The sequence below is a fragment of the Rhizobium sp. R86522 genome, from assembly GCF_042466255.1.
Classification (GTDB): Bacteria; Pseudomonadota; Alphaproteobacteria; order Rhizobiales; family Rhizobiaceae; genus Allorhizobium.
The window spans coordinates 2357093-2369514 of sequence record NZ_JAXHBX010000001.1 but is presented as its reverse complement, the minus strand read 5'-3'; the positions used below and the strand labels follow the sequence as shown (position 1 = coordinate 2369514).

Annotated in this window: 15 protein-coding genes; 12 read left to right on the top strand and 3 right to left on the bottom strand. The window is 64.1% G+C overall.

Annotated elements, in window-relative coordinates:
* The first annotated feature begins 23 nt into the window (after nt 1-23).
* From cueR to SJY08_RS11465, 6 genes are all read left to right on the top strand, one after another.
* Entirely contained in the window at nt 24-467 is a 444-nt protein-coding gene (gene cueR, locus SJY08_RS11490) for a Cu(I)-responsive transcriptional regulator (RefSeq protein ID WP_377278561.1), read from the top strand.
* A 78-nt stretch (nt 468-545) separates the two neighbouring features.
* Entirely contained in the window at nt 546-749 is a 204-nt protein-coding gene (locus SJY08_RS11485; RefSeq protein ID WP_377275719.1) for a heavy-metal-associated domain-containing protein, read from the top strand.
* A gap of 191 nt (nt 750-940) precedes the next feature.
* On the top strand, nt 941-1291 hold the full coding sequence (locus SJY08_RS11480) for a carboxymuconolactone decarboxylase family protein (protein WP_377275717.1): 351 nt from the start codon (nt 941-943) through the stop codon (nt 1289-1291).
* Between the two features lie 196 nt (nt 1292-1487).
* Complete coding sequence (locus SJY08_RS11475; protein WP_377275715.1) at nt 1488-2648, top strand: diguanylate cyclase; 1161 nt, start codon at nt 1488-1490, stop codon at nt 2646-2648.
* A gap of 279 nt (nt 2649-2927) precedes the next feature.
* Nucleotides 2928-3401: a hypothetical protein gene (locus tag SJY08_RS11470; RefSeq protein ID WP_377275713.1), complete on the top strand. Its 474-nt coding sequence runs from the start codon at nt 2928-2930 to the stop codon at nt 3399-3401.
* 443 nt (nt 3402-3844) lie between these two features.
* Nucleotides 3845-5326: a DNA-packaging protein gene (locus tag SJY08_RS11465; protein ID WP_377278559.1), complete on the top strand. Its 1482-nt coding sequence runs from the start codon at nt 3845-3847 to the stop codon at nt 5324-5326.
* Nucleotides 5327-5601: 275 nt separating this feature from the next.
* On the opposite strand, the gene SJY08_RS11460 is transcribed toward SJY08_RS11465, so the two are convergent.
* Both SJY08_RS11460 and SJY08_RS11455 read right to left on the bottom strand, forming a co-directional pair.
* Nucleotides 5602-5958 carry an endonuclease domain-containing protein gene (locus tag SJY08_RS11460; RefSeq protein WP_377275711.1) on the bottom strand — a complete coding sequence of 119 codons (357 nt, stop codon included), beginning with the start codon at nt 5956-5958 and terminating at the stop codon, nt 5602-5604.
* A 348-nt stretch (nt 5959-6306) separates the two neighbouring features.
* The gene (locus SJY08_RS11455; RefSeq protein WP_256367279.1) at nt 6307-6432 is read right to left on the bottom strand and encodes a hypothetical protein; all 126 of its coding nucleotides are present in this window, start codon (nt 6430-6432) and stop codon (nt 6307-6309) included.
* A 146-nt stretch (nt 6433-6578) separates the two neighbouring features.
* Between SJY08_RS11455 and SJY08_RS11450 the strand changes: the two genes are divergently transcribed.
* The gene (locus SJY08_RS11450) at nt 6579-7262 is read left to right on the top strand and encodes a glycoside hydrolase family 19 protein (RefSeq protein ID WP_377275709.1); all 684 of its coding nucleotides are present in this window, start codon (nt 6579-6581) and stop codon (nt 7260-7262) included.
* Between the two features lie 79 nt (nt 7263-7341).
* Nucleotides 7342-7647, top strand: a complete 306-nt coding sequence (locus SJY08_RS11445; protein ID WP_377275707.1) for a Dabb family protein — start codon at nt 7342-7344, stop codon at nt 7645-7647.
* A 246-nt stretch (nt 7648-7893) separates the two neighbouring features.
* On the opposite strand, the gene SJY08_RS11440 is transcribed toward SJY08_RS11445, so the two are convergent.
* Nucleotides 7894-8868: an alpha/beta hydrolase family protein gene (locus SJY08_RS11440; RefSeq protein ID WP_377275705.1), complete on the bottom strand. Its 975-nt coding sequence runs from the start codon at nt 8866-8868 to the stop codon at nt 7894-7896.
* Between the two features lie 147 nt (nt 8869-9015).
* Here SJY08_RS11440 and SJY08_RS11435 point away from each other — a divergent pair, with 147 nt between their 5' ends.
* The 4 genes from SJY08_RS11435 (at nt 9016) to SJY08_RS11420 (ending at nt 12350) form a co-directional block, all read left to right on the top strand.
* The gene (locus tag SJY08_RS11435) at nt 9016-9642 is read left to right on the top strand and encodes a TetR/AcrR family transcriptional regulator (RefSeq protein WP_377275703.1); all 627 of its coding nucleotides are present in this window, start codon (nt 9016-9018) and stop codon (nt 9640-9642) included.
* Nucleotides 9643-9736: 94 nt separating this feature from the next.
* Nucleotides 9737-10909 carry a phage portal protein gene (locus SJY08_RS11430; RefSeq protein WP_377275701.1) on the top strand — a complete coding sequence of 391 codons (1173 nt, stop codon included), beginning with the start codon at nt 9737-9739 and terminating at the stop codon, nt 10907-10909.
* Between the two features lie 312 nt (nt 10910-11221).
* A complete protein-coding gene (locus tag SJY08_RS11425; protein WP_377275699.1) occupies nt 11222-11791 on the top strand; it encodes an alpha-ketoglutarate-dependent dioxygenase AlkB in 570 nt (189 codons plus the stop codon).
* Between the two features lie 238 nt (nt 11792-12029).
* A complete protein-coding gene (locus SJY08_RS11420) occupies nt 12030-12350 on the top strand; it encodes a DUF6107 family protein (protein ID WP_054151347.1) in 321 nt (106 codons plus the stop codon).
* Nucleotides 12351-12422 lie beyond the last annotated feature (72 nt).

Genomic DNA, 12422 nt, shown 5'->3' with positions numbered 1-12422 from the left:
CGAAAGGAGAAACGACGATGACGATGAATATCGGCGAAGCCTCTCATGCCTCGGGCGTTTCGGCCAAGATGATCCGCTACTATGAGGAGATCGGGCTGATTGCGCCGGCGGGCCGGACGGCCTCGAATTACCGGGTCTATGATGCCGACAGCGTCAACCGACTGCGTTTCGTGCGGCGATCGCGCAATCTCGGCTTTTCGCTTGAAGAGACCGAGCGGCTGTTGAAGCTCTGGGACGATAAGGAGCGGGCAAGTGCCGAGGTGAAGGCCTTGGCGCTCGCCCATGTCGAGGAGCTGGAACAGAAGATCGCCGAGATGCAGGCGATGCGTGACACGCTGGCCCATCTCGCCGAGCGCTGCCTCGGCAATGATCGACCCACCTGCCCGATCCTCGCCGATCTCGAGGGCAAGCCGCTGCGGCAAAAGACCGCCGCAAAGGACAAGGCCGGGGACTGCTGCGGGGATTGACCTTGCCCCCATGGGAAGGTGCAGAAAGGGATTGGAAGCGACGGCTTGAAGCGGTCGGCAAATGGAAAGGACAAGACCATGATTGGACAGACGGTTTTCAAGATCGAGGACATGACCTGCGGGCACTGCGAGAAGACCGTGGTAAAGGCGCTGGCGGAGGTCTTGCCGGGCAAGGCGGTCACGATCGATCTCGAAGCTCGCAAGGCCTTTGTCGAAGGCGATGCGGTCCTTGCCGAACAGGCGATCCGCGAGGCGGGTTATACGCCGGTGCGGGAAGTGTGAGGGTGGAGGGAATAGCGAATAGTGAAGAGTTGGAAGGGGGCAGGTCGAACAGGCAAGGGCTTGATCGGCCTATAGGCGACTTGCATTCTACTCGCTACTCGCTACTCGCTACTCGCTACTCGCTGAACGTCTTGCAATCTCCTCGAACCTCAATATATATGTAGTATCGTATATATTTTGGAGACGCCGCCATGGGCAAGGACTACATCGCCATAACCCGGGATATCTCAAGCGGGATCAAGACCCTGCGCAAGGACATTCCCGATGTGATGCAGGGCTTTTCAGCCATGGCGGGCGCGGCGACCAGGGATGGGGCGCTGTCGAAAAAGGTGAAGGAACTGGTGGCGCTCGGCATTGCGATTTCCACCCGCTGTGACGGCTGCATCGGGTTTCACACCGAAGCGCTGATCAAGCTTGGTTGCACAAAGGCGGAATTCGAGGAGGCGCTGGGGCTCGCCGTCTATATGGGCGGTGGCCCCTCGCTGATGTATGGCGGCGACGCCATGGCCGCCTGGGAGCAGTTCGGCGGGCCGGAGGCCTGAAGGCAGGCGCAACCCGGCCCCGAGCTGGGGTCAAGCAGGGGCAAAGTCTGGTGCGACGGCGCTAGGTCGCGGCCCAAAAAATACCGGGCCAGCTTCATTTTGCGCGCTCTAAATTAGCGAAAAATTTGCCGCCTTCCGCCATGGTGAAACCCGATGCGGCGCTGTTCGAGCGTCGCGAGGGAGCAATGGCGGGGGCATGCAGACGGAGACGGGCGCAAGAGGGCGGTTGAACTGGCTGTTGCGCATGGCGCCCGAAGTGGAACGCGCAGAGGAACGGGATTTCGGCGCCGAACGCATCCGGCATCTGCGCCATGCGATCATCGTCGGCCTGATCGTCTACAACATCTACAATCTCACCAGCCTGCACCTGATGGCCGACATCCAGCCCTTCACGGTCGCCATGCGCCTCTTGGTGCTGGTGCCGGGCTCGCTGGTGATCTTCTATCTCGTGCCCCGCGTGCCGCCGGCGATCCGCGAATTGCTCCTGCTCGGCGGTATGTTCGTCGCGAGCCTGCTGCCGCTCTATTTGGTTTACATCTCGCAATCGAGCTATGCGACCTATACGCTGGGTGAACTGCCGCTCGTGCTGCTCTTCGGCAACATGTTGCTGGTGCTGCGTTTTCGCCTTGCGCTGATCTTCACCGCCGGTACCTGCCTGACGGCGCTTTTTGTCATCCACGCCAAGCCGGGGCTGGACGAGAACCTGATCTTTCCCCTGACCGTGCAGGTGGTGACCGGCCTCTTCTTCACGCTCTACGGCAACTGGCATGTCGAGAGACAGCGCTGTCTCACCTATCTCGCCCGCTACGATGCGCAAAACCGTGCCGACATTGCCGAGCGCCGCGGCGACCAGTTGCGCGACCTGACGCTGACCGACATGCTGACCGGGATTGCCAACCGCCGGCATCTCGACGAGACGCTGCATGCCTGGCTCGAGACCCGCAGCGACGTGCTCTTGCTGATGGTCGATGTCGATCACTTCAAGGCCTTCAACGACCGCTTCGGCCATGTCGCCGGCGACGACTGCCTGCGCCGCATCGCCTCGACGCTCGCAACCTTCGCCGCCCGTCACGAGGGCTTTGCCGCCCGCTATGGCGGCGAGGAGTTCACGCTGCTCTTTGCCGTGGACAAAGAGACCGGCGGCGCCTTCCTGGCCGACCGGCTGGTCCGCACCGTGCGCGAGCTTTCGATCCCGCATCCGGCCCGCGCCGACGGGCTTACGACCGTCACCGTCTCCGTCGGTTACGCTGGCACGGGTGAGGGCGGCGTGCGGGAAGCGCGCGATCTCATCACCCGGGCGGATCTGGCGCTCTACGAGGCGAAGAACGCGGGGCGCAACAGGTCGAAGGCGGGGTGAGGGGGGCTCGGTACGGCAGATGCAACGGAACTGCGCCCCTCTCCTGGAAAATCTGAAGTTTAGGCGGCTTGCGCTCGCCTAAGCCTTCGATTTTCCGTCCTCCCCCGCAAGGGGGGAGGTGGGTCACAACCAAAATAGGAAAATAATCCTTGACGCCGTGACGGTCGTAGGATAGGATTTTGACATGATCGGGAAGCTGTGGCCTTGAGGGCCAAGGTGATCCGGAGAGGTTTGGAAAGGGTCCGCTTGGCGGGCCCTTCTTTCGTTTCGGAGGGGGCCATGCTGGGCGAGGATCGACGTGGGGATCTGGACGAGGCGCTGCCTGATGTCATCGAGGTGAAGGCGGCAGGCGCTGGCGACCTGGTGACCCTGCTCACCGAATTCACCACCGAGATGCGCGCCCAGTTCGAGCTGTTTCGGCGCCTCAGGGCCGGGGCCGAGATCCTGATCGACGGGGCCGACGAGGCGCTGGCGAAACTGGCGCGGGCCGACATCAAGGCGGCGACCGATGCGATTGCGCTGATCGTGCGCACCCTGGAGAAGATCGATGCGCTTTTGCGCCAGATGGAGCGCGACCGACTGGATGCCGAGGAACGGCTGATCGAGGCGCGCGATCCGGAGGTTTTGCGGGGCGAGGTTGATGCGCTGATTGCGGCACGGGTCGAGGCGGAAGTGGCCGGACGGCTCGATGCGGCGGTGGCCGCGCGGATGGCGGAGGTGGCTGGCCTCGCCGAGGGGCGGGGGCCGCCGTGAGGGGTGATTGAGCCAAGCTTTCGAGGTCTGATGCTGAAGGAGGCTTGCCAACTGAACCGGTCCCCTCACTTGCGAAATCTGAAGTTTAGGCGGCTCGCGCTGACCTCAAGCCTTCGATTTCGCTTTCTCCCCCACAAGGGGGAGAGGGAGCGCGGGGCTGGCGGCGACGACCCCTCTCCCCTTTGTGGGAGAGGTTACAAAATCGAGGGCTTGAGAGCGATCAGGGCTAAACCTCAGATTTTGTTGGTGAGGGGATCGGTTACACAGGCACCGGATCAAACGGATGCTTCGTAACTAGCTGTTGCGAACACCTCGGCATGAGGGGCGCCCTGAGGGCTGACGCTGTTTTGCATAATCGCCCAAGGAGACTGCCGATGACGCCGAAATCGCTGGGGCGGCGGATGAGGGATCGGGTGGTCGAGACTGAACGGGCCGCATCCGTCATGATCGGGCAGGTCGCGGTGGAAGCCGAGGCGCTGGCCGTGAATGGCAGGAGGACCACAGCCGCTCTGGAGACTGTTTCCACGACCATGGCGCCCGAAAACTGGGCGGCGGCGGGGCTCGATGCTCCGGCGGCTGTTGGGGCTGGCATAGGGCATCGGGTGCGGGACGTGAGGGTGACGGCAGGGGCGATTGAGGATGGTGCAGGTGTCGCTGCTCGCCCGGAGGGACCACTCAACCTCTCGCAGCTCTCACCTTCCGATCTCGCCTTTCTCTCCCGTGACTGGCCGCTTCTGGCGCGGCCCGAACAACTTCCGCCTGACGGAGACTGGCGCAGCTGGCTGATCCTGGGCGGGCGGGGATCGGGCAAGACCCGGGCCGGTGCCGAATGGGTGCAGGCTGAGGTGCTGGCAGCGGGCAAGCGGACGGATTTGCGCATTGCGCTGGTGGCGGAGACGCTCGGCGATGCGCGTGAGGTGATGATCGACGGCGCCTCGGGACTGGCCCGGATCGCCAGGCGGATGCGGCCGGAGGTGGAAATTTCGCGGCGGCGGCTGGTATGGCCGAACGGGGCGATCGCCCAGATCTTCTCGTCCGAAGACCCCGAAAGCCTGCGTGGGCCGCAGTTTCATCTCGCCTGGTGCGACGAGCTCGCCAAGTGGAAACATGCCGACGAGACCTTCGACATGCTGCAGTTTGCGCTGAGATTGGGTGATGATCCGCGCCAGGTGGTGACGACGACGCCGCGGCCCGTGCCGCTGTTGAAGCGGCTGATGGCGGATGAGGGAACGGCGCTGACCCGGATGGCGACGGCGGCCAATGCGAGGCATCTGGCGCCGGGGTTCCTGAGCGCGCTCGCCGCCCGTTATGGCGGGACAAGGCTCGGGCGGCAGGAGCTCGATGGCGAGCTGATCGAGGACCGGCCGGATGCGCTCTGGAAGCGCGCGCGGCTCGACGAGATCGTGGTGAAGCTTTCAGAGCCCTTGCGGCGCATCGTGGTTGCGGTCGATCCGCCGGCCGGCGGGGTCTCTGCCTGCTGCGGCATCGTGGTGGCCGGGCTGAAGGAGAATGGCCAGGCGGTGGTGCTGTCCGATTGTTCGGTGGAGGGCACCGGCCCGGCTGGCTGGGCGCGGGCGGTGGTGTCGGCCTATCGGCGCTTCGAGGCCGACCGGGTGGTGGCCGAAGTCAACCAGGGTGGCGACATGGTGCGCGCCGTGCTCGAGGGCATCGAGGCGCGGCTGCCGGTGACGACGGTCCGGGCAACGCGCGGGAAGTTTATGCGCGCCGAGCCGGTGGCGGCTTTGTATGAGCAGGGGCGGGTGGTTCATGCCGGGCGGTTTGTCGAACTCGAGGACCAGATGTGTGATTTTGGCCCGGAGGGACTGTCGAACGGGCGCTCGCCGGACCGGCTGGATGCGCTGGTCTGGGCGCTGACGGCGCTGATGCTGGAGGGCGGTGGCGAGCCGCGGATCAGGGGGGTGTGAGATGGGGCTACCTCTCCCCTTTGTGGGAGAGGTTACAAAATCGAAGGCTTAGCCCGATCGAGGGCTAAACTTCAGATTTTGTTGGTGAGGGGATCGGTGATGATGGTGCCAATGGAACCGATCCCCTCACTTGCGAAATCTGAAGTTTAGGCGGCTTACGCTCGCCTAAGCCTTCGATTTCGCTTTCTCCCCCACAAAGGGGGGAGAGGGAGCGAGGCATTGCGGCATCGACACCTCCCCCTGTGTTGGTGAGGGGATTGGTTTAGCTGGCACCCTCACTCCCCACCATTGCGCAGCTCCGACAGAATATGACGGCAGACATCGTCGAGATGCTGCAGGACCTCGTCGTTCCAGAAGCGCAGGATGCGGAAGCCTTCGCCGCGGAAGAGGGCGTCACGGTTAAGGTCGTGGAGGCTGTCGCCGTGCTGGCCGCCGTCGACTTCGATGATCAGCCTGGCTTCGAAGCAGACGAAATCGAGGATGTAGCCGCGCAGCGGAACCTGTCGGCGGAACTTGGCGCCGGCCAGCTGGCGGTCACGGAGCGCGCCCCAGAGCATGGCTTCGGGTGTCGTCGGGTCGGTGCGCATCTGGCGCGCCCGGGCTCGAGCAAGGGGTTTTGGTTCGTGGCGCATGAGCTGGCCTGTTGGATTGGGTCAGTATGCGCCTTTGGGTTGTGGTGGCAAGAGGTGTGGTGCCAACGGAACGGGTCCCCTCACCAACAAAATCTGAGGTTTAGCCCTGATCGGGCTAAGCCCTCGATTTTGTAACCTCTCCCACAAGGGGGAGAGGTGTCGATGCGGCTGGCCCCGCGCTCCCTCTCCCCCCACTGTGGGGGAGAAAGCGACATCGAAGGCTTTGGCGAGCGCAAGCCGGCTAAACTTCAGATTTCGCAAGTGAGGGGATCCGTTCCATTATCCACCACACGAAAAAAACCGGCGCCCTTTCGGACGCCGGTTGATCACGCAATGCGGTGGGTAGGTTTACTTCGCAGCCGTTGCGGGGGCTGCCGGCTGGCGGACCTGGCGCCATTCGTTTTCGAGGCGCTGCAGGACGTGGGCCGGGATCGTTGCCGGGGCGGCGGTCTTGGTCGAAGTGTTCGTCTGCATGTCTTCCCTCCTCGGGTTTGGAAGTCTGGCCTCCAAACGTGTCTGTGGACTGAAAGTTCCACAGCGTTAAACCTTTGTAAATATGAACAGAACGAGCTCTAAACGATTGAAATTACTTCAATCGTTTTAATTCTGAACTTTTTTTCATGGCTGCCGTGACCAGGGCTTGGGACAAGGTCGGCTTTCTCTCTCCCAATGAGGAAATCACCATGCGGATCGACCGGCGAATCGTCTTCGCGGGGCTGCGCAATGCCGTGTTCGGCGGGCGGCTCTCCCAAGGGCAGGTGGAGGGCGTGGAGGCCGTGCTGACGCGCTTTTCGGCACGCGGCTGGGCCGATCCGCGCTGGCTTGCCTATATGCTGGCGACCGCCCATCACGAGACCGCCGGCACGATGCAGGCAGTGCGCGAGACGCTGGCGGAGACCGACGAGGAGGCCGTGTCGCGGCTGGAGCGGGCCTGGCGGGCGGGCAGGCTGCCGACGGTGACGACACCCTATTGGCGCCGCGATGATCAGGACCGGAGCTATTATGGTCGGGGTCTTGTGCAGATCACCCACCGGGAGAATTACGCGAAGATGAGCCGGGTGGTGGGGCTCGACCTCGTGGCCGAACCGGATCTGGCGCTGAGGATGGACGTATCCGCGACCATCCTGGTGGTTGGCATGAGCGAGGGGCTGTTTTCGGGGCTGAGGTTGTCCGACTTCTTCTCCGGCATGAAGGCCGACTGGACGGGGGCGAGGAAGATCGTCAACGGCACGGACCGGGCGAAGAAGATCGCGGTGACGGCGAGGACCTTCGACGCGGCGATCAGGGCCGGGCTCATGGTGTGAAGCGGCCAAGCGGCGCATTGAGCGGCGGCCCGCGCGATGCTATCGGCTTTTGCGCTGCAATAGCTCTTCGAGGTGCCTCATGATCCGCCATATCGTCTTCTTCACCGTCAGCCCCGACCATCTCGAGGCCGTGCGTGCGGGGTTGTCGATCCTGACGGAGATCCCGAGTGCAACGCGGCTCGAGATCGGCACGAATGTGAAGACCGACGGCTTTCACCGCAGCATCGACCTCGTCGTCTATGGCGAGTTTGAGGACGAGGCAGCTCTTGCCGCCTACAAGGCGCATCCGCTGTATGAGGAGAGCATCCGCCGGGTGAAGCCGCTGCGCGAGGAGCGGTTTGCGGCGGATTATGTGGTGGGGGACGCGGTGACGGCGCGGGTGTGAGGGCTCAGCGGCTCTGGCGCCGGCGCAGCAAGAGATAGAGACCGGCGAGGACCGATAAGCCGAGCAGGAAGAGACCGGCCTGGTTGAAAAAACCGCTGGTGGCAGTGATGTCCATCATGGTGCTTCCTCAAGGTCCGAGAGAAATGTTCGTGCCGGTAAGGGTGCTGCGCAGTTTTGCACGGGAACGGTCTGCTGACAAACCGTCCCGCTGCGGCACGAGACACGCGCCGCAGCGGGGCACCCAGTTCACATCTGCTTCTGCTCGACTTTGCCGAGATCCGGAGCATGGGCCTCAAGCGCAGCCATCGCGTCCGGCCAGCTCTTGGCGTCAATGTCGAGCGCAGTGCGGAGCCAAGCGAGTGTCATGCGCTGGGTAACAGTAAGGCGATCAGGGTCTTCATCGTCGGTTTCCTTTGCGTCATAGCCGGCAATGCCGCCGAGGCCGTGTTTTCCGCCAAAGAGTGTGAGCAGCGCTTCCGCACCCGGGGCGTGGCGATAGGGGTCGACGTGCCAGTCGGCGCCGCGCGGCGTCAGGTGTGGGTTGTCGTCGGCATCGCCTGTTACCACCAGGGTGCTGGTGGTCAGCGTCGAGAAATCCGGGTTGAGGGTGGTGTAGTTTGCCTGCGCGTAGTCGCTGAGGCTGTCGCCGCCAAGGCCGGGGGCGGCGAGAAGCACGCCCGCCTTGATGCGCGGCTCCGGACGGCGAATGCGGGTAACGGCCGGATCGGCGGTATCCGTGAGGCCCGCGCCGAGCAGCATGCCGACGGTCTGGCCGCCGAGCGAATGGCCGACGGCCGCGATCCGTGTGTGATCGAGGCGGCCTGATAGCAGCGGTACGGTCTGTTCGATGGTGCCGAGACTGTCGAGGATGAGCGTCATGTCGTCGAGCCGCGACTGCCAGAAGAAGGGATAGCCGGGCGCATCCACCCCAAGGCCCGCGACCTTCGAATTGGCATGGGTCGGCTGGATGACGACGAAACCATGGGCGGCATAGAAATCGACGAGTGGGCCATAGCCGTCCTTGGAGGGAGTATAGAGCGATGGGCCGTGGCCATGCGAGAGAAGGATGACCGGCAGGCTGTCGCCGGAGAGCGGTGTGGTGATGCGCAGATCGAGCGGGCGGCCTCGACCGGGCGCCGGCAGCGTGACCGGGTTGATGGTTATGGTGGCTTGCGGGGTCGGCGTCGGGATGGTGCGTGCTTTTGTGACGAGATCGTTCATGGAATGAAGCTCCGGGCTCTGGAAATTGCGGGGTGAAGGGGATAAGGATTAAGCGGAACGTCGTTCCGAATGTTGAGGCTGTATACGGAACGCCGTTCCGTTTAGCAAGGGCTGCGCGGGATTTCTCCGTGCTGCTCCAAACTGAGCATGGATAAAGAGGCCGAATTGGACGGGAATCACGGACAGGACGCAGGCGGATCGCGGGTGCGCGCCGATGCGCAGCGCAACGAGGATGCGCTGATCGAGGCGGCCAAGGCGATCTTTGCCGCGAGCGGTGTCGACGCGCCGGCCCGCGAGATCGCGGCACGCGCCGGAGTGGGTGTGGGCACGCTCTACCGGCGTTTTCCGAGCCGCGCGGATCTCGTCATCGCGGTGTTCAAGCGCGAGGTGGATGCCTGTACGGCGGAAGCGGCGGTGCTTGCATCAGGGCATCCGCCGGGCGAGGCGCTGGCGCTCTGGCTGCGCCGTTTCACCAGGTTCATTGCCGCCAAGCGTGGGCTGGCTCAGGCGCTGCATTCCGGCGATCCGGCCTTTCAGGCGCTGCCGGATTATTTTCGCCAGAATTTCGAGCCGGCTCTGGCCGGGCTCCTGGACGCAGCTGTCAAGGCAGGCGCCGTGCGGCCCGGTATCGAGCCCTACGAATTGCTGCGCGCCATCGGCAATCTTGCCGCGATCAAGGGTGCGGAACCGGAGGGCGAGACATCAGTGATGGTCGAGCTGCTGATCGACGGATTGCGCTTTGGTGCGGGCAAAGTATCGCCGGCTGCAGGCTGAGGCCGGCGATCGTTTGCAAGAGACGGCATAGGCGGGGCCCGGGCGATCGCGGCGGGCTGCCTGATCGATTTTCATTTCTGTCGAGGACACCCCCATGAAACTCCCCTTCCGTCTGCCCAGGGCTTTCGCCCGGGATCGAACCTCCGTGCGCCAAGAAAAGGCGCTTCATCCACGCCCCGGAACGGCGCTGGCGCTGATTGCGGGCGAGGGCGAGGCGCGCTGGACGGGGCGGAATTATCAGGCGCTTTCGCGGGAGGGGTTCATGAAGAACCCGGTCGCGCATCGCTGCGTGCGCCTGGTATCGGAGGCGGCGGCGAGCATCGCATTCCTCGCCTATAACAGCGAAACCGAGCGGCCGGAGCATCCCGCACTTGCTCTGCTGGCACGGCCCAACGGCGCGATGACAGGGGCGGATTTTCTCGAAACGCTCTATGGGCAGCTGCTGCTCTCGGGCAATTCCTACGTCGAGGCTGTGGCAGCCGGCGGACGGGCCTCGGCGCGGGCGGTGGAGCTGCATCTGCTGCGGCCCGACCGGGTGAGCGTGGTGACCGGGGCGGATGGCTGGCCGTCGGCCTATGATTACCGCGCCGGCACGAAGGCCAGGCGGATTGCGCTCGACGGTCTCTTGCATCTGAAGCTGTTTCATCCGCTCGATGATCACGAGGGTTTTGCGCCGCTGGCGGCAGCGCAGGTGGCACTCGATCTGCATAACGCGGCGGGGCGCTGGAACAAGGCGCTGCTCGACAATTCGGCCCGGCCTTCCGGCGCGCTGGTCTACCAGCCGAAGGAGGGCGGCAATCTCTCTGCCGACCAGTATCAGCGGCTGAAGGTGGAGCTCGACGAGGGTTATTCCGGCCCGATGCGGGCGGGGCGGCCGCTTTTGCTCGAGGGCGGGCTGGACTGGAAATCCATGGGGCTTTCTCCGAAGGACATGGATTTTGTCGAGGCGAAAAATGGGGCTGCCCGCGACATCGCACTCGCCTTCGGCGTGCCGCCGATGCTGCTCGGCATTCCCGGCGACAACACCTATGCCAATTACCAGGAGGCCAACCGCGCCTTTTATCGCCTGACCGTGCTGCCGCTGGTGACACGCACGGGGGCGTCGCTTTCGGTGTTCCTCGGCGACTTGACGGGCGAGACGCTGCGGCTAGTGCCGGATCTGGACACCGTGGCGGGGCTATCGGCCGAGCGCGATGCGCTCTGGGCGCGGGTGGGGGCGGCGGCGTTTTTGACGGACGAGGAGAAGCGCGAGGCGGTGGGGTATTGAGGGCTTTGTTGTGCCAAAGCACTGATCCCCTCACCAACAAAATCTGAGGTTGAGCCCTGATCGGGCTAAGCCCTCGATTTTGTAACCTCTCCCACAAAGGGGAGAGGTGTCGATGCTGCGGGCCTCGGCTCCCTCTCCCCCCTCTGTGGGGGAGAAAGCGAAATCGAAGGCTTAGGCGAGCGCAAGCCGCCTAAACTTCAGATTTCGCAAGTGAGGGGATCAGTTCCGCTGGCAATATCCCCCAGCATCACACGGATGCCAGTTACAGATGTCCGCACTAGGATGCTTGCTCTACCGATACGGACATCGCCTATGGAAACCCAGCCCCACCTCCCACCCGGTGCCAGCCTCACCCCCGACTGGATCACCCCTCAGCAGGAAGTAGCACTTGTCGCCTTCCTCGATGCCGGTGACTGGAGCGGCGAGCTGAAGCGGCGCGTGCGGCATTTCGGGTATCGTTATGACTACCGGGCGAGGAGCGCCACGGCGGAGAGCCGGATCGGGCCGCTGCCGGACATGCTCAAGGGGCTGGCGGAGCGGCTGGTGGCGGACGGGTTTTTCTCAGACGTGCCGGACCAGGTGATTGCCAATGAATATCTGCCCGGGCAGGGGATCAGCGCGCATGTCGATTGCGAGCCCTGTTTCGGCGAGGTTATAGCCTCGCTCAGTCTGCTGTCGGGCTGCGAGATGCGGTTTGGATGCCTTGCAAGCGGCGAGACGCGCGCAGTCATCTTGCAGCCGCGTTCGCTGCTGGTGCTCGCGGGACCAGTGCGGCGCGACTGGACGCATGCGATCCCGGCGCGGCGGTCGGACGTGATTGATGGCGTGCGGGTGATGCGCGTGCGGCGGGTGTCGCTGACGTTTCGGACGATGCGGTTTTGACCGCAGTTCGTGGCAGGCAGGGCCAGCCACGGCTTCATCTATCAATTCAACCGGCGGAATCAGATTGTGAACTTTCGCCGTCAAGCGACTCCACTGACTCGGCAATTCGCTGCCACTTCACCTGACGGGTGAAGCGCTCGGCTCGGGCTGAAGGGGAAAAGGGGCGCCGGCCGCAGCCTTGAGGGCGGGATCGTTCCGGCCGGCGCTCTCCTAAAAGCTAACTGCGAAAGATGAACAAATGACTGACTTCGGCCATGATGGCGGGGTGACCTCCGCGCGTCTGATCGGTGCTGTCGCGGGCTCCGCGATCTCGCTGGTCTATCTCCTCCCCAAACATCGCCGCGAGGCGGCCGTGCGTTTTCTGACCGGGGTTGCCTGCGGGCTGATCTTCGGCGGGCCGACGGGTCTCTGGGGCGCCGGACAGCTGGGGCTTGAGGGCCGGTTGTCGACGGCGGAGATCATGCTGGCGGGGGCGACATTGGCGTCGTTTACCGCCTGGTGGGGGCTCGGTGTTCTCGTGCGGCTGACGGGCCGGGCGGGGGACAGGGTGGGTGGGTGACGCAGTGACTCCTCATCCTGAGGAGCCCCTGCGCAGGCAGGGGCCTCGAAGGATCGCGCTTCGTTCTTATCG

What these genes read in the sequence shown, in the direction of transcription:
- SJY08_RS11470 (WP_377275713.1), top strand. Translation starts at nt 2,928, where the DNA reads ATGCTGGGCGAGGATCGACGTGGGGATCTGGACGAGGCGCTGCCTGAT.
- SJY08_RS11460 (WP_377275711.1), bottom strand. Translation starts at nt 5,958, where the DNA reads ATGCGCCACGAACCAAAACCCCTTGCTCGAGCCCGGGCGCGCCAGATG.
- SJY08_RS11425 (WP_377275699.1), top strand. Translation starts at nt 11,222, where the DNA reads ATGGAAACCCAGCCCCACCTCCCACCCGGTGCCAGCCTCACCCCCGAC.
- SJY08_RS11445 (WP_377275707.1), top strand. Translation starts at nt 7,342, where the DNA reads ATGATCCGCCATATCGTCTTCTTCACCGTCAGCCCCGACCATCTCGAG.
- SJY08_RS11485 (WP_377275719.1), top strand. Translation starts at nt 546, where the DNA reads ATGATTGGACAGACGGTTTTCAAGATCGAGGACATGACCTGCGGGCAC.
- SJY08_RS11475 (WP_377275715.1), top strand. Translation starts at nt 1,488, where the DNA reads ATGCAGACGGAGACGGGCGCAAGAGGGCGGTTGAACTGGCTGTTGCGC.
- SJY08_RS11480 (WP_377275717.1), top strand. Translation starts at nt 941, where the DNA reads ATGGGCAAGGACTACATCGCCATAACCCGGGATATCTCAAGCGGGATC.
- SJY08_RS11465 (WP_377278559.1), top strand. Translation starts at nt 3,845, where the DNA reads ATGATCGGGCAGGTCGCGGTGGAAGCCGAGGCGCTGGCCGTGAATGGC.
- SJY08_RS11440 (WP_377275705.1), bottom strand. Translation starts at nt 8,868, where the DNA reads ATGAACGATCTCGTCACAAAAGCACGCACCATCCCGACGCCGACCCCG.
- cueR (WP_377278561.1), top strand. Translation starts at nt 24, where the DNA reads ATGAATATCGGCGAAGCCTCTCATGCCTCGGGCGTTTCGGCCAAGATG.
- SJY08_RS11420 (WP_054151347.1), top strand. Translation starts at nt 12,030, where the DNA reads ATGACTGACTTCGGCCATGATGGCGGGGTGACCTCCGCGCGTCTGATC.
- SJY08_RS11455 (WP_256367279.1), bottom strand. Translation starts at nt 6,432, where the DNA reads ATGCAGACGAACACTTCGACCAAGACCGCCGCCCCGGCAACGATCCCG.
- SJY08_RS11435 (WP_377275703.1), top strand. Translation starts at nt 9,016, where the DNA reads ATGGATAAAGAGGCCGAATTGGACGGGAATCACGGACAGGACGCAGGC.
- SJY08_RS11450 (WP_377275709.1), top strand. Translation starts at nt 6,579, where the DNA reads ATGGCTGCCGTGACCAGGGCTTGGGACAAGGTCGGCTTTCTCTCTCCC.
- SJY08_RS11430 (WP_377275701.1), top strand. Translation starts at nt 9,737, where the DNA reads ATGAAACTCCCCTTCCGTCTGCCCAGGGCTTTCGCCCGGGATCGAACC.